The sequence below is a fragment of the Trebonia sp. genome (assembly GCF_030042015.1).
Taxonomy (GTDB): domain Bacteria; phylum Actinomycetota; class Actinomycetes; order Streptosporangiales; family Streptosporangiaceae; genus Trebonia.
The window spans coordinates 1-23,404 of the sequence record NZ_JASIAL010000153.1 but is presented as its reverse complement, the minus strand read 5'-3'; the positions used below and the strand labels follow the sequence as shown (position 1 = coordinate 23,404).

The following is a 23,404-nucleotide window of genomic DNA, read 5'->3' as shown; positions in this document are numbered from 1 at the left end:
CGTCAACGCGGCGGCCGCGGTGCACGCGGCGCTGCCCCCCGGCACGATCAGCCCGCCCAGTATCGAGTACAGCCAGCTCGCGCCGATGCTGGTCGTCTTCGGTGCGGCGGTGGCCGGGGTCGTCGTCGAGGCCTTCACGCCGCGCTTCCTACGGCGCAGCGTGCAGCTGGTCCTCACCCTGGGCTCGCTGCTCGCCGCGTTCGTGCTGACCATCGTGGTCGCTGCCTCCCATGCCATCTTCGCGGGCGGCAGCCCGGGTCACCTCGCGGCGGCGGGCGCGGTCGCGGTGGACCGCCCCACCCTGTTCATCCAGGGCACGATCCTGGTGCTCGCCTTCGCCAGCGTGCTGCTCATCGCCGACACCAGCAACAGCCCGTTCGCCGCGCAGGCCGCCGCGCCGCCCGGCAGCCAGGAGGAGCGCGAGGGCCTGGTCGCCGGGATCGGGCACACCGAGATCTTCCCGCTGACGCTGTTCGCGATCGGCGGAATGCTGCTGTTCCCGGCCGCCAACGACCTGCTCACCATGTTCGTGGCGCTCGAGGTGCTGTCCCTCCCGCTGTACCTGCTGTGCGGCCTGGCCAGGCGGCGCCGCCTGGTGTCGCACGAGGCGGCGATGAAGTACTTCCTCCTCGGCGCGTTCTCCTCGGCGTTCTTCCTGTTCGGCATCGCGATGCTGTACGGGTTCTCCGGCTCGGTGTCGCTGGCCACGATCGCGTCCGCGGCCACGGCCAACAGCGGCAACGACACGCTCCTGTACGCGGGGATCGCGCTGACCGGCATGGGGCTGCTGTTCAAGATCGGCGCGGTCCCGTTCCAGAACTGGAAGCCGGACGTCTACCAGGGCGCCCCCACCCCGATCACGGCGCTGATGGCGTCGTGCACCGTGGTGTCCGCGTTCGGGGCGCTGCTGCGGGTTTTCTACGTGGCGTTCGGCAATCTCACGTGGGACTGGCGCCCGGCGCTCTGGGTCGTGACGATTCTCACGATGGTGGTCGGCGCGGTGATCGCCATCACCCAGCGGGATGTCAAGAGGCTGCTCGCCTACTCCTCGATCGCGCACGCCGGGTTCATCCTGACCGCGGTCGTCGCGGCCTCGGTAGCGGGGCTGTCCAGCTCGCTGTTCTACCTCGCGGCCTACGGCCTGACCACCGTCGGGGCGTTCGCGGTGATCACGCTGGTCCGCGATCCAGGCGGGGAGGCCGACCACCTGTCCCGCTGGGCCGGGCTGGGCAAGCGCTCGCCGCTGGTGGCAGGCATCTTCGCGCTGTTCCTCCTCGCGTTCGCCGGCATCCCGCTGACCAGCGGGTTCACCGGGAAGTTCGCGGTCTTCCAGGCGGCCATCGCGGGCGGGGCGACGCCGCTTGTCATCGTCGGCGTGCTGTCTTCCGCGATAGCCGCGTTCTTCTACGTCCGCATCATCGTGCTCATGTTCTTCAGCGACCCGGTGGAGGACGGCCCGGAGGTCGTGGTGCCCGGCCTGTTCACCGGCACGGCCGTGGCCATCGGCACCGTGGCCACGCTCGTCTTGGGCATCGTGCCCGAGCCGGTGCTGAGCCTGGCCAACCACGCGGCGACGCAGTTGTTCGTGCGCTGAGCGCCCGCGTGTTAGTCGCTGACCGCCCGCGGTCACCGACCCTGGTCTGTTCCGGCCGGCTGTACGTTCCGTATGCTGGTGAGTCCGTACCGGCAGGGATGAGAGCCGGGCCGAGGACTGGAGTCGCAGTGACGATCGCCGTTCCCGTCGAGTTCGCCGACGAGGCGCTCACCGCCGAGATGGCCGAGGACCTCGCCGCGGTGGAAGCCGCGCTGCGCGAGACCTCCTTCGGCGGCGACCCGATGTTCGCCGATGTCTCCAGGCACATGATGGAAGCCGGCGGCAAGCGGTTCCGCGCCATGCTCGTGCTGCTGGCGGCCCGGTTCGGTGACAGCAGGGACAAGCGGATCGTGCCCGCGGCGGTAGCGATCGAGCTGACGCACCTCGCCACGCTCTTCCACGACGACGTGATGGACGAGGCGTCGATGCGGCGGGGCCATCGGTCGGCCAACTCCATGTTCGGGAACTCGGTGGCGATCCTGGCCGGCGACTTCCTGTTCGCCCGGGCGTCCCGCATCCTCGCCGACCTCGGCCCGGAGGCCATCAGGATCCAGGCGGAGACGTTCAGCCGCCTGGTGGACGGGCAGCTCGCGGAGACCATCGGGGTCCAGCCGGGAGTGGACCCGCTGGACCATTACATGCACGTGATCACGGAGAAGACAGGCTCGCTGATCGCCACGTCGGGGCGGTTCGGCGCGATGTTCTCAGGCGCGCCTGATGACGTGGCCGACCTGATCGCCGAGGCCTGCCTGCGGATCGGCGTCGCCTGGCAGCTGTCCGACGACGTGCTCGACGTGGCGAGCACGTCCGCGCAGTCCGGCAAGGAGCCGGGCACGGACCTGCGGCAGGGGGTGGCGACGCTGCCGGTGCTCTACGCGGTGCGCGCGATCGCGACCACCCCGCAGCTTGGGCGGCTGCGATCCCTGCTGCAGGACGCGGACCTGACCGACCCGGCGCTGCACGCCGAGGCGCTGTCCCTGCTGCGGACCTCCCCGGCGCTTGCGGAGGCCAGGGAGACCGTGCGGACATGGATCGCGGGCGCCAGGGACCTGGTGGCCCGGCTGCCCGACGTGCCGGCCCGCGCCGCCTTCGAGGCGCTGTGCGACTTCGTCATCACCCGCGCCGCCTGACCATATCCGGCCGGCCGCGATACCCAGGAGCACTTTGCACACTCCATGCATGGACAAATCGCCCATAACGGACTCCGAAATGGTCACAGAGTGAGCGAAGTAGAACGGCTGGGGCTGTCGGTGCTTATGGGAGGAAGTCGGCAGCGTGCCGCCGGGGAAGAGGGCGGCAGCGTGCCGCCGGGGAAGAGAGTCGTGGAACAGCGCACCGCATACGGTGGTTGTGCTGCACGGGAAAACTCCGGAGGAGACGCGATGAGCATTTTCGGCTTCCGTAAGACGCAGCGGGTCACCCCTGAGGAGGCGCTGCCAGGACGGAGCACGCCGATGCCCGTGCCCGAGCGGCACGCGGTGCTCGGCTCCCCGCTGAAGCCGCCGTACCCGGCGGGCAGCGAGATCGCCGAATTCGCGCTCGGCTGCTTCTGGGGCGAGGAGCGCAACTTCTGGCAGGTGCCGGGCGTGATCACCACGGCCGTGGGCTACCAGGGCGGGTACACGCCCAACCCCACCTACGAGGAGGTCTGCACCGGCCGCACGGGCCACGCGGAGACCGTCCGGGTCGTGTTCGACCCGGGCAAGGTCTCCTACGAGCAGCTCCTCAAGGTCTTCTGGGAGTCACACGACCCGACGCAGGGCATGCGCCAGGGGAACGACGTCGGCACCCAGTACCGGTCGGCGATCTTCTACACGAGCGAGGCGCAGCGCGCGGCCGCGGAGCACTCGGCGGCCGAGTACGGCAAGAAGCTCGCCGAGGCGGGCTACGGCGCGATCACGACCGAGATCGTCCCGGCAGGCGAGTTCTACTTCGCCGAGGACTACCACCAGCAGTACCTGTACAAGGTGCCGAACGGCTACTGCCCCGACCACAGCACCGGCGTGAGCTGCCCCGTCGGCATCCTGCCCGCCTGAGGTGACCGCCCGGCGGGAGCCACGCCGCGGACGGTGCGCTAGCCGACTTCCCAGGTGTCGTTGCCGGCCAGCAGGGTAGCGAGGTCACCCGCGCCGCCGGAACGGGCCGCCGAGATCTGGTCGGCCATCAGCGTGTCGTAGGACGGCCTGTGTACCGAGCGGAATACGCCGATCGGAGTGTGCGCGAAGTCGCCGCTGTCCAGCCGGGACAGCGCGAACGCGTAGGACGGGTCCTCCCGGGCGACGTCGTGGACGACCAGTTCAGAAGCCGGGACCGAATCGACGGCCACGGGTGTCAGCGCGCCGTACGGGCCGTACGTCAGCCCCATCGACCCGTCCGGCCCGAACCGCACCGGCTCGCCGTGCACCAGCCGGATCAGGCCCGGCGCGTTCGGCTCCTTGATCGGCGCCCACGCGTCGTCGTTGAAGATCGGGCAGTTCTGGAAGATCTCGATGAACGCCGCCCCGACGTGGTCGGCCGCCGCCCGCAGCACCGACTGCAGGTGCTTGCGGTCGGAGTCGACCGACCTGGCGACGAACGAGGCCTCCGCGCCCAGCGCCAGGGACACCGGGTTGAACGGCTGGTCCAGCGACCCGAACGGCGTGGACTTCGTCACCTTGCCCTGCTCCGACGTGGGCGAGTACTGGCCCTTGGTCAGGCCGTAGATCCGGTTGTTGAACAGCAGGATCTTGATGTTCACGTTGCGGCGCAGCGAGTGGATCAGGTGGTTGCCGCCGATCGACAGCGCGTCGCCGTCGCCGGAGATCACCCAGACCGACAGGTCAGGGCGTGACGTGGCCAGGCCGGTCGCGATCGCGGGCGCCCGGCCGTGGATGGAGTGCATGCCGAAGCTGTTCACGTAATACGGCAGCCGCGCCGCGCAGCCGATGCCCGAGATGACGACGACGTTCTCCCGCGGCACCTCAAGCTCGGGCAGGAACGACTGGAAGGCGGCGAGGATCGCGTAATCTCCGCAGCCCGGGCACCAGCGGACCTCCTGATCGGACTTGAAGTCCTTGGCTGCCAGGCCGGTCGCCCGGGGGACTAGCGTGAGCGAGGCCAGCCGGCCCGATCCGTTCGGGAAATCATGCTTGTCAAGCATGCGCGATCACTTCCTCAATCGCCTCAGCCAGCTCAGCGGCGCGGAACGGCAGCCCGCGCACCCGGTTGTAGGAGATCACGTCGACCAGGAAGCGGCCGCGCAGCAGCAGCGCCAGCTGGCCCAGGTTGATCTCGGGAACGAGCACCTTGTCGTAGCGGCGCAGCACGTCGCCGAGGTTAGCCGGGAACGGGTTGAGGTGGCGCAGGTGCGCCTGTGCCACCGAATGCCCCGCCCGGCGGACCCGGCGGACGGCGGCGCCGATCGAGCCGTAGGTCGATCCCCAGCCGAGCACGAGCACCTTCGCGTCACCGGCCGGGTCGTCGACCGCGAGCGGGGGGATGGACGAGGCGATGCCGTCGATCCTGGCCTGCCGGGTGCGCACCATGAGGTCGTGGTTGTCCGGGTCGTAGGAGATCGTGCCCGAGCCGTCGGCCTTCTCGATGCCGCCGATGCGGTGCTCAAGGCCCGGGGTGCCCGGGAGGGCCCACGGCCGGGCCAGCGTCACCGGGTCGCGGCGGAACGGCTGGAACTCGCCGCCGTTGGCGTCGGCCTTCGTGGCGAAGGCGAACTGCGAGCTCAGGTCCGGCAGCGAGGCGATGTCGGGGATGAGCCAGGGCTCGGACCCGTTCGCCAGGTAGCCGTCGGACAGCAGCACGACCGGTGTCCGGTAGCTGACCGCGATCCGCGCCGCCTCGATCGCCGCGTGGAAGCAGTCCGACGGGCTGGCCGCCGCCACGACGGGCACCGGCGACTCGCCGTTGCGGCCGAACAGCGCCATCAGCAGGTCGGCCTGCTCGGTCTTGGTCGGCATGCCGGTGGACGGCCCGGCGCGCTGCACGTCGCAGATGATCAGCGGCAGCTCCACCGAGACGGCCAGGCCCACGGTCTCGGCCTTCAGCGCCATCCCGGGACCGCTCGTCGTCGTCACCGCAAGCGACCCGCCGAACGCCGCGCCGAGAGCCGCCCCGACGCTCGCGATCTCGTCCTCGGCCTGGAACGTGCGCACGCCGAACTTCTTGTGCTTGGCAAGCTCATGCAGGATGTCCGAGGCCGGGGTGATCGGGTACGAGCCGAGGAACAGCGGCAGCTTCGCCAGCTGCGCCGCCGCGATCAGGCCGTAGGCCAGGGCGGTGTTGCCGGTGATGTTGCGGTACTTGCCAGGCTTGAGCGAGGCCGGCTTGACCTCGTACCGCACCGAGAAAGCCTCGGTGGTCTCGCCGAAGTTCCAGCCCGCGTGGAAGGCGGTCAGGTTCGCCTTCAAGATCTCCGGCTTGCGGCCGAACTTGCTCTCGAGGAACGCGATCGTGCCTTCCACGGGGCGGCCGTACAGCCAGGACAGGAGTCCGAGCGCGAACATGTTCTTCGCGCGTTCGGCGTCCTTGCGGGTGATGTCGAGGTCTTCGAGCGCCTTGACGGTCAGCGACGTCAGCGGCACCGCGTGGACGTTGTAGGCGTCAAGCGACCCGTCCTCGATCGGGCTCGTTTCGTACCCCACCTTGGACAGGTTGCGCTTGGTGAACTCGTCGGTGTTGACGATCACGTCCGCGCCGCGCGGCAGGTCCTTGAGGTTGGCCTTCAGGGCCGCCGGGTTCATCGCGACGAGTACGTCGGGCGCGTCACCTGGCGTGAGGATGTCATGGTCCGCGAAGTGCAGCTGGAAGCTGCTCACGCCGGGAAGAGTCCCGGCGGGTGCGCGGATTTCGGCGGGAAAGTTCGGGAGCGTCGACAGGTCGTTCCCGAAGACGGCTGTCTCCTGGGTGAACCTGTCTCCGGTGAGCTGCATGCCGTCACCGGAGTCACCCGCGAACCTTATGATTACGTGGTCAAGCTCCTGGACCTGCTTGGTCACAGCGCTAAGCCTCCTCCGCACGCCTGGCCGGGCACCCCTTGTGCAGCACCACCCCACGGCCCGGAGCGTGAGTGTAAGACAGGGTTTAATTCTACTTTGCTTCGGGTACCGCTGAGTCCGGCCCTGCGGCAATCCGGGTGTGGCGAACGCCACGTTCCCCGGATGTATCCTCAGAATTACTGCATAAAAATCCTTAACGTCTCCTTTAGCAAAGCTTGAGCTGCCCGGGGAACCCCATGGCCGCGCACGGCCGTTGAACGTGACAGCCGGTGAAGCTTAGGAGCCGCGCCTGCGCGCCAGGGAACGACGGGCTGCGGGAGTCGTGCGAGGGAGGGGACGCCGTGCATACCTACGGGCTGCGCGCCGCCGTCCTCGCCTGCGTGCTGTGCGGACTCGCGCTGGCGGGCGGGTTCCTCGTGTCGGGCATGGGCGGGCTCGCCGTGGCCTCCGCGGTCGTCATCGCGCTGGGATGGATCGTTTATTTTCAGTCAGAACGGTCCGCGCTTGCTGCCCTGCGCGCGCGTCCTGTCGGTGAGGTGGAGCGCCCGGAGCTGTACCGGCTGGTCCGCGAGCTCTGCAGGGACGCACGGCTGCCGGTCCCCCGCCTGTTCATCTCTCCCGCGATGCAGCCGAACATCCTGACCGTCGGCTGCAGCCCGCGCTCGGCCGCGGTGTGCTGCACAGAAGGACTGCTGCGGCTGCTGTCGTTCGGCGAGCTGCGCGCGGTGCTCGCGCACGAGATGGCGCACGTGTCGCGGCGGGACATCGTCGTGTCGTCCTGGTCCGCGGGCCTGGCGTCGCTGGTCGCGTTCTGCCCGCTGTCCGCACTGCTGTTGCAGCTCACGGCGTCCTCCGGCCGGGAGTACGACGCTGATGCAGAAGGCGCGCTGCTGGCCGGCGACCCGATGGCGCTGGCCAGCGCGCTGCGCAAGATCGACATGTCCGCGGCCGCGCTGCCGCTGCGGCCACGCGGCCCGCTGGCCGCGTCCAGCCACCTGATGATCGCCCACCCTTTCCCCTACGGGGGCTTCGGGCGGCTGTTCATCACCCACCCGCCCACCGGCGAGCGGGTGCGGCGGCTCGAGGCGCTGGCCGGCTACCCGCGCTGAGACGCTCATGGCCCGTGCCCTTGCTGTCCCGCGGCTCGCCGCCCGGCAGACGCCGATGCCATCGCCGCCTGGATCGTCTGCCGGTCTGCCGGTCTGCCGGGCGGCCTCGGGCCGGACGGGCGGCCTTGGGCCGGACGGACAAACCACCCTCTGAGCTGCGGCAATGCCCGCAGACTCCGCCGCTCGCGTCGCCGCGGCCTGAACAGATCGTTGCAGGTCAACCGACTGCCGTATCACAGATAAGGCACCCAGAACGGGAACCAGCGTGTTATTTGGACACGCGCACATAGGACCCGAGCGGCATCCAGGAATCCGCACAAAACGGACAATAAATCTGCCGTTTGGGTCCTAAGTCGCCGATACCGTCTCACTATCTGAGATCGCCTGCCGGACAGGCGTCCGGGCCTGAGCCAGCCTGCCACCGCCACACCGCGTTTCACCTGTAGTTGGTGAACTGGACGGCGAAGTCGAAGTCCTTGGATTTCAGCAGGCTGATGATGGCCTGCAGGTCGTCCTTCTTCTTGGACGACACCCGGAGCTCCTCGCCCTGGACCTGCGCGCGGACCCCGCTCGGCCCCTCGTCCCGGATGATCTTGGAGACCTTCTTGGCGTTCTCCTGGGAGATGCCCTCCTTCAGGGTGACGGAGATGCGGTACTCCTTGCCGGATAGCCGTGGGTCTGGCGCGTCCAGGTGCTTGAGTGAGACACCGCGCTTGACCAGTTTCTCCTTGAAGACGTCGAGAACCGCCTTAGCGCGCTCCTCGCTGTTGGCGCGGATCTCGACGCCGTGCTCGCCCGACCAGGCGATGGACGCGCCCACGCCGCGGAAGTCGAACCGGGTGCTGATCTCCTTGGCCGCCTGGTTGAGCGCGTTGTCGGCTTCCTGGCGATCGATCTTGCTGACGATGTCGAAGCTGGACTCGCTGGGCATGACCCTCAGGTTAGACGGGTACGGTCTCGGTCGCCACGCCGGATGCCGCGATGGCCACTGAACGTTGGGAGGTTGCGGGATAGTCCGCGTCGCAACCGGTCGTGCTGTCCGCTATTCTTCTCTCTGCCGCCACACTCGGCGGTACCCGGCAGGTTGCCCGAGTGGCCAAAGGGAGCGGTCTGTAAAACCGTCGGCTTCGCCTACCCAGGTTCGAACCCTGGACCTGCCACCACCTGCGAAAACGGCCCCCTAGCTGCGGGTTCTCGCGCAGGGCGGGCCGTTTTGCTTGTCCCGGGGTGTGTCACCTTGTCGCGCTGTAGACCGCCACGTTGCGGTGTCTACGGACGTATAGCGGACGGCGTCCGGGCTGTGCGGACGGTCGGTGCGCACCGTCGGTGTTTCAACGGACGGTCACGGACGGGCCGGGATGGCGTCATGTCCCGGCCTGACGGGTGCCGCCGGGTCGGGCCGCGTCCCTCGCGTGTCCGCCTTGCTCCTTTGAATTTCCCCGGACGAGGGCGGCCGGGTAAGGCGGTGCACTAACGGTTCCGTCTTCTAGTGATCGAGTTGTTTGGCGGCAGCGCGGGGTGCAGCTGGCCAGGTGCTCCGGGCGGGACGGTCCAGGTGGCGGTAAGGGATGCGGAAGGCGCGGTCCGGGATGGGGTCACCATCCGGAAGGAAGCGGGGGGAGCGGGGCTGCGCCCTGAGAATCCGTCGATGACATGGACATGCAAGCAGTCGCCGCTAGACGGTGCCGGGTGGCTGCGCGTATCCCTATGCCCGGGGCAAGTGCGCAGAGCGCAGATTACGGCGGTCCCGGCTTCCTGTGTACGGCCCTGTGGCCGGGCATAAGCGTCGGCCGGGCGGGTTCACAGGAAGCGGCTGCTGGGCACCGGGCCGGCGTCGGGAATGTACTCGCGGACGCCGCCGAGCCAGCCACCGTCGCGCTCGCGCGTGCCTTCGGCCGTGACCGCCTCGGTGAAGCGGCGCAGGTTGTCGTCAGGATCCGGGGGAGCGCTGCCGTCGCCCTCGTCCTGCATGGGGGTCGCGGCGGCGATCTCGGCGGCGATGGTCTCGGCCGGGCGGTCGTCTGCCGGGCCCTGTCCGGCGGTGCCGTCGTCGAGGCGGCGTATCTGCCCGGCCCACGGCGGGATGACGATCTGGCCGAGCAGACCGGTGACGTCGGCGGTGACGCGGGGCGGATCGGTCCAGCACGTTGCCCGTTCGAATAGAATCTGGCCGGGGGCGTGCTGACGCAGCGCCGCGACGGCGGCCGGGTCGATTGTGGTCAGGTCGTAGGCGACGACGAGGCTGTACGCGGCGGGCTTGCCCGGGTCGAAGTCGCTCGCCGGCAGGCCGAGGGTCGCGGCGGCCGCGGTGCCGAGGATCTTGCTGGAGCGGTCGGGCAGCAGCGACACTGACTGCGGGGCGGCGTCGGCGGCGGCCAGGATCAGCGCGAGCCGCTGCAGCGCGGCTGCGCAGCGCGCCGGGGAGTCGCTGAGGTAGCACCAGCGGCCGGTCATGCTGTCGTGGAACCCGTACGGTGACAGGCTGGCCAGGATGCCGCCGGTCAGGACGTAGTGCCAGCCGCGCAGGTCCCGGTAATCGAGCGGGGTCACGGCGCGGGCCGTGTCGGCGCGGGCGAGCATGCGCCGCACTTTGTCGCGCGCCGGGATCCATCGGGTGTCCTGGGGTTCGGGCAGCCGCCCGAACCCGTCGGCCGCCTTGGCCGGGCTGCCTGCCATGAGCGCGTTGTAGACGTACTGGAAGCGGTGCAGCCACACCATCAGCGGCTCGTGCTCCTCCAGGAGGGAAACGGCACGCGCATGCTGCCCGTCGGCTTCCAGGGCCGCCACGAGCTCGCTGAGCACGAGCGCGGCGTCCGGCGCCAGTTCCAGTGCGCGTGCCAGCGGTCTGATGGTCAGGTAGGCCGCCCCGTGTTCGGTGCACGCGTAGCCGAAGTCGTACAGCGCCCGCACGTCCTGCGTGCCCTGGACCTCCTCGCCGCCGGCCACTGCCGCGGCGGCCTGTGCCAGGTCATCGAGCCCGCCTAGCCGCGCGGCTCCCGCCACTAGCCGGGCCACCTCGCCCAGCGGCAGCGCCTCGCCTGCCGCGCGCAGGTGCGCCAACAGGCCTGGGATGTCGCCGGAGGCAAGCAGGTCCTGCGCCTTCTCAAGCTCCCCTGTCACGCCCATGCGCCAGCCAGCGCCTGCGGGCGAAGCCGGGGTTTGCCTGCCGGTTCGGCGATAACGGCCCTGGTCAGGACGAGGACCACGAGCGCCGTCAGGACGCCCTTCCCGGAAATGCCAGCCGGCTCAGGGTGACATTCACGATGCCAGTCACCCTTGCGGTCGTAGAGCTTCCTCACGCGCGTCTCCCCGGGAGTGCAGCCAGAGTCGGCGCCATCGTGCCCGGCCCGCGGAAAGGAAACATCGGTCAGCTGACGTACATCCGGACCACGTAAGCGGACCGTCATTTCCGCGGCACGAGTCCCCTGAACGGCCACGCGGGCATGCAGCCGGACGGCGCCCGGGCCGGCGTTGCGCCCGCTGCACCGCGGGCGGCAACCCCGCCGAGGTCCGCGACACCGGCCGCCATGCCTGCCGGCGCTGCCCGGCGCACCGGGAAAGCCGTATCGCCTCACCTAGAGTAACTTGACGACTGCATTTCGTATCCAATAAAGTCCCTTACAGAGACGTCAGGCCACGGCCTGACCACTCGGGTGGGGTCGCGATAACAGGTCACCCGTGATCCGGGCGGGCCGAGGAAGGGAAGGAACCCTTGTTATGCGTGACACCTGGACCTGAGTCAGCAGCCCCCGCAGGCCCCCGGTCTTTGCCGCGTAACTGCGGCGGCGGCCATCACATTCCGGACCGCACGCCACGAGGGGACCCTAAACGCGCCTGCGCAAAACGAGGGCGGCCCGCCATTTTCTGACGGGCGCCCTCGTTTGCGTGAGGTGAAACGGTTAGGGAATCATCTCAGGTCCAGGTGTCGCGCATCGCGGTTCTCCCTCTCAGCATTGTTACCGTCGTGCCAGGCCAGCATCGGTCTCGTCAGATCCAAACGGTAAACACGGGCCTTTTCTCCTCGTTCGCAGCAGGTGCACGGCCTCGGTCTCCCGCGGCCGCCCCGGCGCTTTAGCGCAGGGCCCGCGGGAACCTCGCCACTAAGCCCATTTAGCGCGTTCTTGTCCCGCAATGCTGCCAAACCCTCCGGTAATAGTCACCTTAATGAGATAAACGGGCCATGCGCGGGCTAGTCATTTACTAGGAACCCGCATCCCTGGCATCGCATAGTCAGCGGAAGATCATGAGCATCGCTGCTACCACCCACCCCGGCTGGTTTAAGGGAAGCCGGGTTCCTGCGGACCGTCCGGAGCCTTTGCCTCCCTGGCGCGGGTGGCCTGCGGCACCAGCCGTCACGGCTGCGAGCCAGAGGGCTGCGGCGGCTGGCTGCCCGGCATACCCGGAGCCGTGGACAGCGCCGGCGGGCGCGGACAGGCTCGGGCTCGCCGGTCCCGGCTCCTGGCGGTACGCGGGTGCGGAAGCGCCTGTCCAGTGCCGGAACCCCATGGGGCCAGACCTGCTGGCCCGCACGCGGCGTTCGCGCCGCTACGCCTCGCGAACTCCTTCACAGCCCGGGTGCCCGGCTGGCTTGTCCGCCGGGGCCGCGGCGCTGCGAGACGCGCAGATCTTGGCGCTCCGGCACGATGTCGCGGTCTTGCGCCACCAGGGGGCCCGTCCCGAGCCGCATCCGGCTGACCGGGCCGTGGCAGCCGCGCTCGCGCCCGCTGCCTGCGGCCTGCGGCCGGGCCGCGAACCGGGCTCGCTGCCTGGCCCGGCACCGGCGTCTGGTCAGCTGGAAGCGGGCCCGAACGCATCCACTGCGGAGCGAAGACCCTCGTCGTCGCGACGGGCACGGGCCGGCTGCCCGAGGAGACGGAAGCGCCAGGGCACCAGGATTGTCGGCAGCCGCCGCTGCCCGCGTTCCGCGGTTTCGCCGCTGCCCGCGAGGTTGCCCTGGCTGCGCATCCGGGTATGGCGAGACGGGCAGCATTGTGGGCACGGCCCCAGCGCGGCGCGCTGTCGCGCGCTAGCGCAGGAGGGACGTGAGGACCATGATCAGGGCCAGGAGCAGGAGCAGCTTCAGGACGCCCGTCATGGAAATGCCGGACCGCTCGGGGTGATATCTGCGATACCGGCCGCCTTCACGGTAGTAGAGCTTCTTCACGCGCGTCCTCCTGGGGGCTACGGGCCGGGGCCGGCGCCATCGTGCCCGGGCCGCGGCGGGGAAACATCGGTCACCTGACGCACATTCGGGCCACGTAATCGGACCGTCATAACCGCGGCGCGAGTCCCCGGGGGCGGCCGGGCCGCCGGGCGGGCAGGCCGGCCCGGATGGCGTCGGCTGCCTGCGCAGAGTGGCCGGGCAGCGGCGCGGACCGCCGGCCTCCGCGGACGGCCGCGGACTGGATCCATGACGGGCGCGTTCTGGCTTGACGACCGGGGCTGAGCCGGGCGTGCATATGCCCGGCGCCCGCTGCCAGCACCCGGTCTATGCCCGGGCCGGCGCGCGCCAGGGAGGGCGGGCCTATGTCCGGGGCGGCGGTTCGGGAGGCCGTGACGATCCTGGCGCTGCCTGAGCAGGTGCGGGCTGCCCGCGGGTTCGCCGGCCGGGTGCTCGGCCCGGCGCACCCGTGCCTTGACGTCGCTCTTCTGCTGGCCAGCGAGCTTGTGACCAACAGCGTGCGGCACAGCGGATCGGCCGTTCGGGGCGGGCAGGTCACGGTGACCGTGGCGGCCGGGGAAGACTGCGTCCGGGTCGAGGTGACCGACCGCAGCGGGGACGGCACCCCGGTGCTGTGGCCCGCCGGCGGCGAGGCTGAGGGAAGCCGGGGGATGCGGCTGGTGGATGCGCTGGCGTCCCGGTGGGGCTATGAGCGCGGCGGCGGTCTTGCGACCACGTGGTTTGAGCTCCGGCAGGACTTAGCCGCGGCTCCGCGGACCTGGCGTGTACCTTCATGTGCCTGCCGCTGACCTGGCGCCGGCCACTCCTCCAGGCCGTCAATCATGACGGTTTCCGGCATACGGGAACGCTGTCGGCTTGCCGGACCCGGTCCGCTGGCCGGGCTCCGCTGGACACCTCCGCGGACGTGCCCGTCGTCCAGGGAATCCGCGACGGCCCTCGCCGCCCCCGGCAGCCAACCGCTGAACGCGTTCGCCGGCTTCACCGCGTTCGCCGGCATCCAACTCGCCGCCCTTCTGCATTCCGCAGGAGACGGCAGGGCCCTCGGGCGGACGGCCACGCAGGCGCCTGGCTGGCCGGCGCGTCCCGGCGTCAAGCGCGCTGCTGTGCCCAGGCTCGCGCAGAGTCGAGCGGGCATTCTCCTCCGCCCGCCAGGGGATCGGCTGCATTACCGGGCCGGAGGGGATGCAGGGACGGACGGTGGCCTGATGGGCGAGGTCGCGGCCCGGGGGTTGCGTAACCATCAGTGCGGGCGCCTGAAGGGTCCCGCCGCGCGGCGCCGTTCCGGCCTCGGCTTGACGAGGACCCCGGAGCTGAGCGTTGATGCATCCGGCCCGGCCAGCCCCGGGTCCTGCCGCGGAATTGTGCTCTCCTGCTGCGGGCGTGCCGCATCCCGCAGGCTGCCCCGTAGCCGCGGCACAGGCGAATCGACGACTGGAAGAAGGCACGATGACCGGTACACCGCCCGCACGGCGCAGGCTGCTCGGGGCGGTGCTGCGCCGCTACCGGGAAAACCTCGGCTACGACCTGGCAGATGCCGCCCGGGTGCTGGACTGCGACCGGTCGAAGATCAGCAGGATCGAGACCGGGCATCGCGGCATCTCGCGCCGTGACCTGCGGGACCTGCTCGCCGAGTACGGCGTGGCGGAGGAAGCCTCCCGCGAGCTGGAAGCGATCGGGGATCCGCGGCGGGCACGCGGCTGGTGGCAGGACTACAGCGACGTGCTGCCGGAAGCGCTGGAGGACTACCTGATCCTGGAGGCGGTCGCCGCCGAGGTGCTGGTGTATGAGACTCAGCAGGTACCCGGGCTGCTGCAGACGCCGGGCTACGCGCAGGCGATCGCCGGCACCGACCCGGGCGTTCCGGCCGGTCTTGAAGCCAGGCTCGCAAGCGCCTGGGCCGCCCGCCAGGAGCAGGTGCTGGCACCCGACGGCCCCGCGGTGTCGGCAGTCGTCACGGAAGGGGCGCTGCGGCAGGCGGTAGGCGGAACCGCGCTGATGCGCGCCCAGCTTGCCCATCTTGCCGCGATCAGCGAAAACAATGCGCGGGTCGCCGTCCAGGTGCTGCCGTTCGCGGCGGGGGCGCACCCGGGGATCGGTACCGGCCCGGCCGTGGTCCTGGGGTTCGCGCAGGCCTCCGGTCTTGGCGTGGTGAAGCTGGCCAGCCTGTCCGGCGGCATCCTGCTCGACTGGCAACGCGACGTCGAACGGTACGTCCGCGCATTCACTGAGCTGCAGGCGGTTGCCCTCCCGCCTGACAAGTCGGCCAGCCTCCTCCGGCAGCTGGCCGGAGGGTAACGCCGGGAGCAGCAGGAGACTGCGGCCATAACGGTCTGATCCAGCGCTGGCGAGCGTGTCCCGGCTGCAAGCGGTGTCTCGTCAGAGGTCCGTAAGTCATGTCCCGCGCTACAGAGGCGGCAAAAAGGACGCAGACTTGGATGAGATCATGGTATTACTACGGAACGTCCTCGCCCGATGGGGAATTGTCACGAGCAAGTGTCATGGGAGAGACCCATGGGACGGCAACGGCGAGTTCTGACACTGGACTGGTCTGCGGTCCACCGGTAGGGCGCGGAGCTGCGCGCACTCCGGGACGAGCGGCGGCTTTCCCTGTGCGCCCTGGGCCTACTGGCGCGCTATGACACCAGCTACCTGGGCCGTCTGGAACGCGGTGGCCGGTTCGCCACGCTCGCGGTCGCGCAGGCCTGCGACCGGGTCCTCTGTGCCGTCGGCGCACTGTTCACCAGCTGGCATGCGACTGACCGGGAACGCCGCGCGGCTGACCCGGCCACGCGGGCAGCCAGCCAGGAAGGCGGCGATCCGGGCATGAGCAGTGCCGACAGGCAGCTCGCTAAGATGATGCCGCTGCATGCCATCACGTCGGTCTACGGCCAGCAGGGACTGCGGGTGCGGTTCGCCGCCGAGGCCACCCGACTCCTAGACGAGCCCGGCTGGCGAGACGCCGAAAGGGCGCTGTGGCTCGCCGGGGAACTGCATGCCGCCGACCGGCGCCAGCACGAGCCGTACGTCAACCATCTGCTGCGCGTGGCCGTTGCGGATCACCTGTCACTGCCGCCTCGATGATCCCGAGATCGTATGCGCCGCACTGCTCCACGACGCGGTCGAGGACCACGCGGCCAGCCTGTCCGCCGACGGCAGCGCCGGGCGGTTGCCGCGCTGGCCGCGAGCTTGGGCCCGCGGGGTCGCCGACCTCGTTGAGGCGGTCACCAACCCCCTCTACGTACCGGGCACCGACCCTGACCAGAAGTACCGGGACCATGTGACCAACAGCCTCAACCGCAGTCCGTGGGCACGGGTGATCAAGGTGCCGGACTTTACCGACAACGGCGTCTGCCTGATCCACACCAGAGGGCCCAAGGCTTTAATCAAAGCCGCGAGCCTTTGCTCCAAGCAGCTCGCAAGCAAGCTCAACCTGTATGCGTATGGCGCACGTTGGCTGTGGTGATCCCAAGTGGACCACTCTGACAGCCTGGACTGGCTCGAGCGCGGGCAGATCGCGCGCTCGCCTAGCGCCGTGATTTCTTACCCCTTCGATAGGCGCCGAGCAGACGCCCGATGAGGATCAGCATCGCGGAGCATGAACTGATCCCGACCTTGATATCGAGCGGGGCTCTATATATGAGGAGGTAAAGTACGATCACGATGAGGGCAATGACCAAGGCGGCCTGTCGAATTAGATAACCGAGTCTCAGCGTTCTGTTCTCATCGTTGAGAACGCGGTCCCAGAAACCGGAGGGACCCGGCAACTGCCTGTCAGATCCAGTTGCCGCTTGCGATGGCACCGAATGTGCCTCATCTGCGCGAGTGGGAGAGCCTGGCTCCACGTGGTCGAATTCCCCCTTGCGGACGCTGATCATGAAGGCATCCCATTCCTCAGGGGTGAACCTGAGGCAAGCGCCTCTCGGCTCCCTGCGCCGAACTCTTATCTCCCCTCTGGACAAACGAGCGACCTCGACACAGCTACCGCTCTCCGTGCTTAGTGAGCTTCCTGTCCGCTTCTGAGCCGAGTCATCGGCGAACCGACCTTTCATGGCACTGAGAGTGAAAGATCTTCTCATCGCCTGTCCCTGCTTCGGTGAACGTTCTCTGCCGTATGCGGCCGACCCTAGTCTGGCCTGCGCGAGTCATGCAGTCGCTTGATTTCGCTGATGGGGCTCAGTGAATCACGCGGACTCAGCACGGCGTTACGCATGTACTCGATCGCCTCGCCGTACCGGTCGATCTCCGCGCGTCGCTCCCGGTATCTGTTGCTGAACAGGTCTTCTACGTACACCACCGCGCCGCGTAAACTGTTGCCGAACCGCAGCAGGACGAATTTGCCTGAGCAGGTCGGCCTGACCCGTTATCTGCTGCGTTGCTTCCTGTGACATCACGGTCCTCACGAGTGCTCGGTAGAGACCTTGTCCGTGACCGCCTTGCGCAGGTCCTGCACCTCGGTCAGCATCCAGGTCTGGTAGTCGTACCCGGGCACCGGCATCGTCTCGTAGACGCCGACCACCGGGATGTCGTTCTGCTGTGCCAGCGTAATAAGCGATTCGGTCAGCGGGTCGGTCACCTGCTGGTTGTACAGGAACACCTTGACCTTGTGCCCGGTGAACAGGCTCCGCTCGATGGCCACGTCCTGCGGCGACGGGTCGACACCGTTCATGATGTCGGCCTGGAAGGCCCATGGCGTCATGTTGTCCGCGCCCACCGCTTCCAGCATGTAGTCGGCGACCGGCTCGGTCGTCGCGACGGGGGTGCCCGGGTAGGCGGCCTTGAAGCTGGCGATCGCGCTGGTCCAGGCCGCCAGGCTGGCGATGAACGACTTGGCGTTGGCCTGGTAGTACGCCCGATGCGACGGGTCGAGCGCGGACAGGCCGGCGGCGATCGCCTCCACCATCTTCGGCGTCGTACCCGGCGAAGACTACAGGTGCGGGTTTGGCGTGCTGTCCTGCAGGCCGGGCAGCTGCTTGATGGCCGGAGAGCGTTCGCGTGGTAGTGGTCGACCCTTCACAATCTGCTTCACGACAGATGTTGAAGTAATCCGTCTGACGCCATCGCCGAACTTACGTTCGACGTCAATGTTAGTGCTGCTGGAGTACTAGCACGACCCGCCAGTGACACGATTATCGCCCTGATCAAACTCAGAATGCCTTCTCCTGCGATCCCTGTAGGCTCCACGAGTATCGGCGCACCTACTTCGTATCGATGGTTCCATCGGATACCTGATCCGACTTACCGCTCCTGGCGGCCGCCGCATGGGTCACGAGGATCTTGCCCAGGTGTTACGGCTGGGTTTCCGTGCGGACACCTTTAGCGTAAGCTAAGGCTCTCAACAGTGAGTGCATGAGGAAGTGCGGTCGATAAGGTAGGAACTTGGGCGTATTTCTTAATTGCTGATCATCGCTGAGCGGCGGCGTCTTACCGTGGAGTTTCGGCGCTATCCTCTGTCATCTTTGCAACCGTTGTCGATCAGGACGCCACCGCATGCGCCGTGAATAAGGTTACACATAATTAGCTGGATTGGCTGGAGCGGCCTCGATGAGAAACCGACTATCTGCAGCAGGCGTATACGCCAGAAATCCGTCCATACGGTGGACGTGGCTCGTTATTAACATCCTATGGCTTAGCGGCGTCCTTTGCCTGTTCCTGATCGGAGCGGTATCGCGTCCGCACAATCCGCTCATGATCACCCAGGCGTTTAGTTCGGGAGTTGAGCATGTATCAAAAGATCGTCTTACACCAGGCCCGGCCATCGAATGGTTTGTCCTGGTACTTGTGTTGATTAGCGTTCGATGGGTCTGCCTTGAATATCTGGCAGTCTGGGGGGCGCGTATAGAAGTTCGGCCCATAGACAACGCAAGTGGGAACGAGCTTGATACTCACCCACTCGATGTCGCCTTCCGCGAGTATATGAGCCTACCTAAGCTGTATCAGCTAACAACTGTTCCGGGGGACCTCGAACCTGAGCATCTGGTTGAAGTGCTTAGAGTTCCGACAGCATCAGGTTGGCGCGGATTGATCGCCGCGGCGATCTCCTATGCCTTCCCACGCCGAGCTTTTATTGTCTATGCGTCGCTCAGAATGCAGGATCAAAACCCTAAGTATGGAGTGGCGGTACAGGTAAGACGGCTTCCAGGCCTTGCTATTGAGCTTGAAACCCAGTGGTCTACCAGCTTCGAGCGCGCCCTCCAGCGCGGCGCATATGCAGCAGTAGCGCATATCTTGCCGCAGACAAAGGCATGCGGCAAGGTTCCATGGTCCTCGTGGCGTAACAGGGTTATGCCGGTCACGCTTTTCCGCGATTACCAACGGGCAAAGAAGATGGTTGCCGAGCGGAGATATGACGAGGCCCTGAGTCTGTACCACAGAGCGCTTGTTATAGACGCCAATAACATTGACATGCGGTATGATGTGGGTCAGTTGTATGAACGCCTAGGCCTATATCCTGATGCCCTCTACACGTATTTTAAGCTCGTCGATCAGCTTTTCCCCAGAGGGATGCATGTGCGATGGCCGCGTATACGAATATACAGAAAGGGCAAGCGCGACCCCTTCGTGATTTGGTATAGGTATGTGATCGTGCTAGCGCTTGGTATTCCGCTAGCTCGGGAACTACTCTATCCAGACTGGCCTGAATTGCGAGAATGGCTAGCCATCGAGCAACAGGGAGCTATGAGGGTATCGCAGATGAGGACCGGTCATACGGCGCACGTAGAGATGCGTCCACTGCGAACAGTAGAACTTCTAGAAATACGGCGGCTAATCGCGAGCAGCCTGAGAGAACGCTATCCAGCGACAATGTCTTCCTTGACTTCGAAGAGGATCTGGGATCAGCTTCTCCAGGCCCCAGCTCGCAGTGCTGACCCTGAAAAGCGCATTGTGGCACTTGAACGCTCTATGCTTGAATGCGCGGAGCTGGAAGCGCAGAGGCTCGCGATTTCGCTAAAATGGTCAATTGGGCGATATCTCGGCCTACGGGGTTCTGCCTCCCTTACATTGACGGCGGTCCGGCAAGCTCAACTCACTATCCGGTACAGACTAGCTTTGCTCGACATGCCACTTAAAAACGGTTGGACGCCCGGACGCATTGAGACTGAACTAGAAACAATAGGATATATTGCGGAACGATCGACAAATTGGCTTGAACATTACAATGCAGCGTGTCTATACGCTCTAGTGATGGCCGTCGATAAGCGAACTGGCGGTACGCAGGAAATTCCGTCGTATCGAGACCATGCCTACGCCGCGGTTTCTGAATTGGAACTTGCCCTGCGCTATGGCGAAGACATTGACTTCTTGAGGACTAAGCGATATTGGCTGCAGGCGGGAGATCCGGATCTTGTCGGATTGCGTGGCTATAAATGCTTCAGGGCGTTTGAGACTAGAGTTTACGGACGACCACTGCCCGCAACCGTAAACGTCCCTAAATATGAGTTGTATCTACATCTTAGAGCTCTCCTTCAAGATAGCGCCGGCCATGTAGAAAGAGAGTGGCGGCGGCGTGCGACAGGTAATGCTGGAAAAGTGACGCATGCGAGATTTGAGGAATGGTGGCGTCAGGAAGAGCACGCTTGGGAACTGGCGATCCGACTTGGGCGCTTCTATCGGCAATGGCAGACTCGCAGAGAAGCAGTCGAAAGCCGCCGTAACTGGATTGAATCATTCGGCCGCGAGGTGCGGTCGATATCATATCCGAACATCCATGATCCTGTATATGTACCTGACCTCGGAGATTTCAATGCAACCCAACACGTGATCAATCAGACGGATGCTATGTTCAATTACCTAGGCTACCAATGTGGTCGGCTCGCGAGAGATCAACAGAATGTGAACGCCTCGAATATAATGGCAAAGACTCGCCAGTGGGCTGCTTATGCAGTACGATGCGCACAGACTGTACCTGAAAGCGATCTTCTGGGCAAAGAAGTCGTCCAGGCCTGTGAGATGCGCGCCGCAGTTTGGTCTGCGCTGAGGCAATGGGCAGGGGCACCAGACGGCGAGCGTATGGCCAAATTCGCTGAGGCAGTCCGAAAACTTAGGAAGCCGCCACGGCCGACTCCATTCAATTTTTCCGCTTTGTAGTTGCTGGCTCTATACCTCATTCCTCTCTGGCGCAGGCCGACGGGCCTCGTCGCTGCTGGGCGGGGAGGCCGGAAGCGATGGGAGCCGTGCCAAACCAGGTCAGGTCAGCGCCCGCGATACCCGCCAAGATCAAATCGTGGCCCAAGTCAGGCCGACCTTGTTGAGGCGGTCACCAACCCCCTCTACGTACCGGGCACCGAGCCTGCTGACGATCACGAAATTCCCTAGTCAGGGGGCCGCCTCGATCAGGTAATTCCCTACCCCCTCGATCAGCGTTTTCCCTAGGCGCCGTGGGCGCGGGGGTTCCGTTCCTGGTCCTTCGAGCTGAATGTGTCTTTCGTCCGCTTGTGGACGGAGGACCGAGATGGCAAGGAGGACGTTCACGATGGTCGATGTCACGGAGATCCTGCAGCACTGGTACGCGGGCCGGCCGAAGGCCGGGGTCGCGCGGAGCCTGGGGGTGGATGTCAAGACCGTCCGCCGGTACGTGGCCGCGGCGGAGGCGGCCGCGATGAGCCCGGGCGGGCCGCCGGTGTCTGAGGAGCAGTGGCGGGCGCTGGCCCGGGGCTGGTTCCCGCAGATCGCCGGCACCGGGATCCGTCAGGTGTCGTGGCGGGAGATCGCGGTGCACCATGACCGGATCGCCGAGCTGCTGCCCGTGGTGCCGGTGTCGGTGATCCACCAGCGGCTGGCCGGCGAGCAGGGCCTGGAGGCGAGCGTGGCCAGCGTTCGCCGGTACGTGCGGGCGCACTTCCCGGCCGGGGCAGGGGCCGGCGAGGTGCGGATGCACCGTCCGCCGTGCGCGCCGGGCGCCGAGGCCCAGGTGGATTACGGGTACATGGGGATGTGGCCGGACCCGCAGTCGGGCCGGCGGCGCCGGCTGTGGGCGTTCTCGATGGTGCTGCCGTACTCGCGGCACCTGTTCATCCTCCCTGCGGTGAGCATGACCCAGCGGGCCTGGACCGAGGCGCACGTGGCCGCGTTCGAGTTCTTCGGCGGGGTGCCGGCGAAGATAACCCCGGATAACCTCAAGGCCGGGGTGTGCAAGCCGGACCTGTATGACCCGAAGATCAACCGCGCCTACGCTGAGCTGGCCCGCCACTACGGCGTGCTGGTCGACCCGGCGAGGGCCTACCATCCCCGCGACAAGGCGGTCATCGAGGCGCACCAGCGGTACATCCGGTCGAGCTTCTTCGCCGGGCGCAGCTGGAGCTCGCTGGCGGCGATGACCGCCGACGCGCAGGCCTGGTGCGTGCAGGTGGCCGGGCAGCGCCGTCCCCGGCCGCTGGAGGGCCGCACCGTGGCCGAGGTGTTCACGGCCGAGGAGGCGCCCGCGCTGCGGCCGCTGCCGGAGCAGCCGTTCGAGCCGGCTACCTGGAGCCGGCCCAAGGTCGCCCCGGACGCGCACGTGATCGTGGGCCGCACCCTGTACTCGGTGCCCTACCGGCTGATCGGCAAGCGGCTGGACGCGCGGGCCACCGCCGGCATGGTGGAGTTCTACCTGGACGGGGAGCTGGTCAAGACCCACCTGTTCACCCCGCGGGGGCGGCGCACCGACTGGGCTGACCTGCCCGAGCACAGGGCCGGGTTCTTCATGCGCACCCCGGCCTGGTGCCAGGCCCAGGCGGGCATGACCGGCCCGGCGTGCGCCGCCCTGGTCGGGGAGCTGCTGGCGGTGAACGCGCTGTTCCGGCTGCGGCAGGCCCAGGGCGTGCTGCGGCTGGGCCAGCGGTACGGCGACGGCCGGCTGGAGGCCGCCTGCGCCCGGGCCATCGAGGCCGGCGACCCGTCCTACCGCACGGTCAAGGGCATCCTGGCGGCCGGCACCGAGCACGACGGCGTCCAGCTGCCGCTGCCCGGCATCGACGTGCCAGCCTGGCTGCGCGGCCCGGCCGCATTCGGCGGTGAGCAGCCATGACCGCCGCCGGGAGCCCGGCCGGGCTCGCCCCGGTCCTGAAGGCACTGGGCCTGTCCGGCATGCTGGACACGATCGATGCCCGGCTGGCCGAGGCCCGCGCCGGGACCCTCGGGCACGCGCAGTTCCTCCAGGTGCTGTGCGAGGACGAGCTCGCCCGCCGCGATGCCGCCAAGATCACCCGGCGGATCAGGGCGGCCGGCTTCCCCGCCGGGGCCACCCTGGAAGAGTTCGACTTCGGCTACAACCCCGAGCTGCCCGCCGCGGCCATCCGCGACCTGGCCCGGCTGGAGTTCATCGGCGCCGGGGAAGGGATCATCGCCTACGGCCCGGTCGGGGTGGGCAAGTCCCACCTGGCGGCCGCGCTGGGACACCAGGCCTGCCGCCGCGGCTACGACGTCGCCTTCACCACCTGCTCCCGGCTGCTGGCCCACCTGGCCGGCGGGCACGCCGACCGCAGCTTCGAGGCGCGCGTCCGCAAGCTCGCCAGGACCGCCGTGCTGATCTGCGACGACTTCGCGATGAGAGAGT

Annotated in this window: 18 protein-coding genes, 1 tRNA gene and 3 pseudogenes; 13 read left to right on the top strand and 9 right to left on the bottom strand. The window is 67.5% G+C overall.

Annotation, left to right across the window (positions count from 1 at the left end):
- The first annotated feature begins 85 nt into the window (after positions 1–85).
- The 3 genes from nuoN (at position 86) to msrA (ending at position 3,630) form a co-directional block, all read left to right on the top strand.
- Positions 86–1,594, top strand: a complete 1,509-nt coding sequence (gene nuoN / locus Q1N79_RS07830; protein ID WP_300606039.1) for an NADH-quinone oxidoreductase subunit NuoN — start codon at positions 86–88, stop codon at positions 1,592–1,594.
- A gap of 128 nt (positions 1,595–1,722) precedes the next feature.
- Entirely contained in the window at positions 1,723–2,724 is a 1,002-nt protein-coding gene (locus tag Q1N79_RS07825) for a polyprenyl synthetase family protein (RefSeq protein WP_300606037.1), read from the top strand.
- Positions 2,725–2,976: 252 nt separating this feature from the next.
- Positions 2,977–3,630: a peptide-methionine (S)-S-oxide reductase MsrA gene (gene msrA, locus Q1N79_RS07820; RefSeq protein ID WP_300606035.1), complete on the top strand. Its 654-nt coding sequence runs from the start codon at positions 2,977–2,979 to the stop codon at positions 3,628–3,630.
- 38 nt (positions 3,631–3,668) lie between these two features.
- Here msrA and Q1N79_RS07815 read toward each other — a convergent pair whose 3' ends face one another.
- Entirely contained in the window at positions 3,669–4,733 is a 1,065-nt protein-coding gene (locus Q1N79_RS07815; RefSeq protein WP_300606033.1) for a 2-oxoacid:ferredoxin oxidoreductase subunit beta, read from the bottom strand.
- Entirely contained in the window at positions 4,726–6,582 is a 1,857-nt protein-coding gene (locus Q1N79_RS07810) for a 2-oxoacid:acceptor oxidoreductase subunit alpha (RefSeq protein ID WP_300606031.1), read from the bottom strand. Before Q1N79_RS07810 ends, Q1N79_RS07815 begins: the two co-directional genes overlap by 8 nt.
- A gap of 269 nt (positions 6,583–6,851) precedes the next feature.
- On the opposite strand from Q1N79_RS07810, the gene Q1N79_RS07805 reads away from it, so the two are divergent.
- Positions 6,852–7,691, top strand: coding sequence for a M48 family metalloprotease (locus Q1N79_RS07805; protein WP_300606029.1), 840 nt, complete (start codon positions 6,852–6,854; stop codon positions 7,689–7,691).
- 436 nt (positions 7,692–8,127) lie between these two features.
- On the opposite strand, the gene Q1N79_RS07800 is transcribed toward Q1N79_RS07805, so the two are convergent.
- The gene (locus Q1N79_RS07800; protein WP_300606028.1) at positions 8,128–8,622 is read right to left on the bottom strand and encodes a YajQ family cyclic di-GMP-binding protein; all 495 of its coding nucleotides are present in this window, start codon (positions 8,620–8,622) and stop codon (positions 8,128–8,130) included.
- A gap of 147 nt (positions 8,623–8,769) precedes the next feature.
- On the opposite strand from Q1N79_RS07800, the gene Q1N79_RS07795 reads away from it, so the two are divergent.
- Positions 8,770–8,854: transfer RNA gene (locus Q1N79_RS07795), tRNA-Tyr, on the top strand.
- A gap of 637 nt (positions 8,855–9,491) precedes the next feature.
- Here Q1N79_RS07795 and Q1N79_RS07790 read toward each other — a convergent pair.
- The 3 genes from Q1N79_RS07790 to Q1N79_RS07780 form a co-directional block, all read right to left on the bottom strand.
- Positions 9,492–10,817: a hypothetical protein gene (locus Q1N79_RS07790; RefSeq protein WP_300606026.1), complete on the bottom strand. Its 1,326-nt coding sequence runs from the start codon at positions 10,815–10,817 to the stop codon at positions 9,492–9,494.
- A complete protein-coding gene (locus tag Q1N79_RS07785; RefSeq protein WP_300606024.1) occupies positions 10,808–10,990 on the bottom strand; it encodes a hypothetical protein in 183 nt (60 codons plus the stop codon). The genes Q1N79_RS07790 and Q1N79_RS07785 overlap by 10 nt, the downstream gene beginning before the upstream one ends.
- A 1,727-nt stretch (positions 10,991–12,717) precedes the next feature.
- Positions 12,718–12,855, bottom strand: coding sequence for a hypothetical protein (locus Q1N79_RS07780; RefSeq protein WP_300606022.1), 138 nt, complete (start codon positions 12,853–12,855; stop codon positions 12,718–12,720).
- Between the two features lie 362 nt (positions 12,856–13,217).
- On the opposite strand from Q1N79_RS07780, the gene Q1N79_RS07775 reads away from it, so the two are divergent.
- From Q1N79_RS07775 to Q1N79_RS07760, 5 genes and pseudogenes are all read left to right on the top strand, one after another.
- Positions 13,218–13,661: an ATP-binding protein gene (locus Q1N79_RS07775; protein ID WP_300606020.1), complete on the top strand. Its 444-nt coding sequence runs from the start codon at positions 13,218–13,220 to the stop codon at positions 13,659–13,661.
- A gap of 658 nt (positions 13,662–14,319) precedes the next feature.
- Positions 14,320–15,168: a helix-turn-helix transcriptional regulator gene (locus Q1N79_RS07770; RefSeq protein ID WP_300606018.1), complete on the top strand. Its 849-nt coding sequence runs from the start codon at positions 14,320–14,322 to the stop codon at positions 15,166–15,168.
- 279 nt (positions 15,169–15,447) lie between these two features.
- A pseudogene (locus Q1N79_RS30590) lies at positions 15,448–15,597 on the top strand (helix-turn-helix domain-containing protein); the annotation flags it as partial.
- Between the two features lie 99 nt (positions 15,598–15,696).
- Positions 15,697–15,954 carry a hypothetical protein gene (locus Q1N79_RS07765; protein ID WP_300606016.1) on the top strand — a complete coding sequence of 86 codons (258 nt, stop codon included), beginning with the start codon at positions 15,697–15,699 and terminating at the stop codon, positions 15,952–15,954.
- Positions 15,923–16,336: a hypothetical protein gene (locus Q1N79_RS07760; protein WP_300606015.1), complete on the top strand. Its 414-nt coding sequence runs from the start codon at positions 15,923–15,925 to the stop codon at positions 16,334–16,336. Before Q1N79_RS07765 ends, Q1N79_RS07760 begins: the two co-directional genes overlap by 32 nt.
- Before the next feature lie 61 nt (positions 16,337–16,397).
- Here the strand turns inward: Q1N79_RS07760 and Q1N79_RS07755 are convergent, their stop codons facing one another.
- The 3 genes and pseudogenes from Q1N79_RS07755 to Q1N79_RS07750 form a co-directional block, all read right to left on the bottom strand.
- Complete coding sequence (locus tag Q1N79_RS07755; RefSeq protein WP_300606013.1) at positions 16,398–16,922, bottom strand: DUF397 domain-containing protein; 525 nt, start codon at positions 16,920–16,922, stop codon at positions 16,398–16,400.
- A 74-nt stretch (positions 16,923–16,996) separates the two neighbouring features.
- Positions 16,997–17,212 (bottom strand): annotated as a pseudogene (locus Q1N79_RS30585) (Scr1 family TA system antitoxin-like transcriptional regulator); the annotation flags it as partial.
- A gap of 57 nt (positions 17,213–17,269) precedes the next feature.
- Positions 17,270–17,782 (bottom strand): annotated as a pseudogene (locus Q1N79_RS07750) (zinc ABC transporter substrate-binding protein); the annotation flags it as partial.
- A 776-nt stretch (positions 17,783–18,558) separates the two neighbouring features.
- Here Q1N79_RS07750 and Q1N79_RS07745 point away from each other — a divergent pair.
- From Q1N79_RS07745 to Q1N79_RS07735, 3 genes are all read left to right on the top strand, one after another.
- On the top strand, positions 18,559–20,958 hold the full coding sequence (locus Q1N79_RS07745; protein ID WP_300606011.1) for a hypothetical protein: 2,400 nt from the start codon (positions 18,559–18,561) through the stop codon (positions 20,956–20,958).
- 364 nt (positions 20,959–21,322) lie between these two features.
- The gene (gene istA / locus Q1N79_RS07740; protein WP_300606010.1) at positions 21,323–22,876 is read left to right on the top strand and encodes an IS21 family transposase; all 1,554 of its coding nucleotides are present in this window, start codon (positions 21,323–21,325) and stop codon (positions 22,874–22,876) included.
- A partial coding sequence (locus Q1N79_RS07735; protein ID WP_300606008.1) for an ATP-binding protein occupies positions 22,873–23,404 on the top strand: 532 nt, incomplete at its 3' end. The genes istA and Q1N79_RS07735, both read left to right, overlap by 4 nt.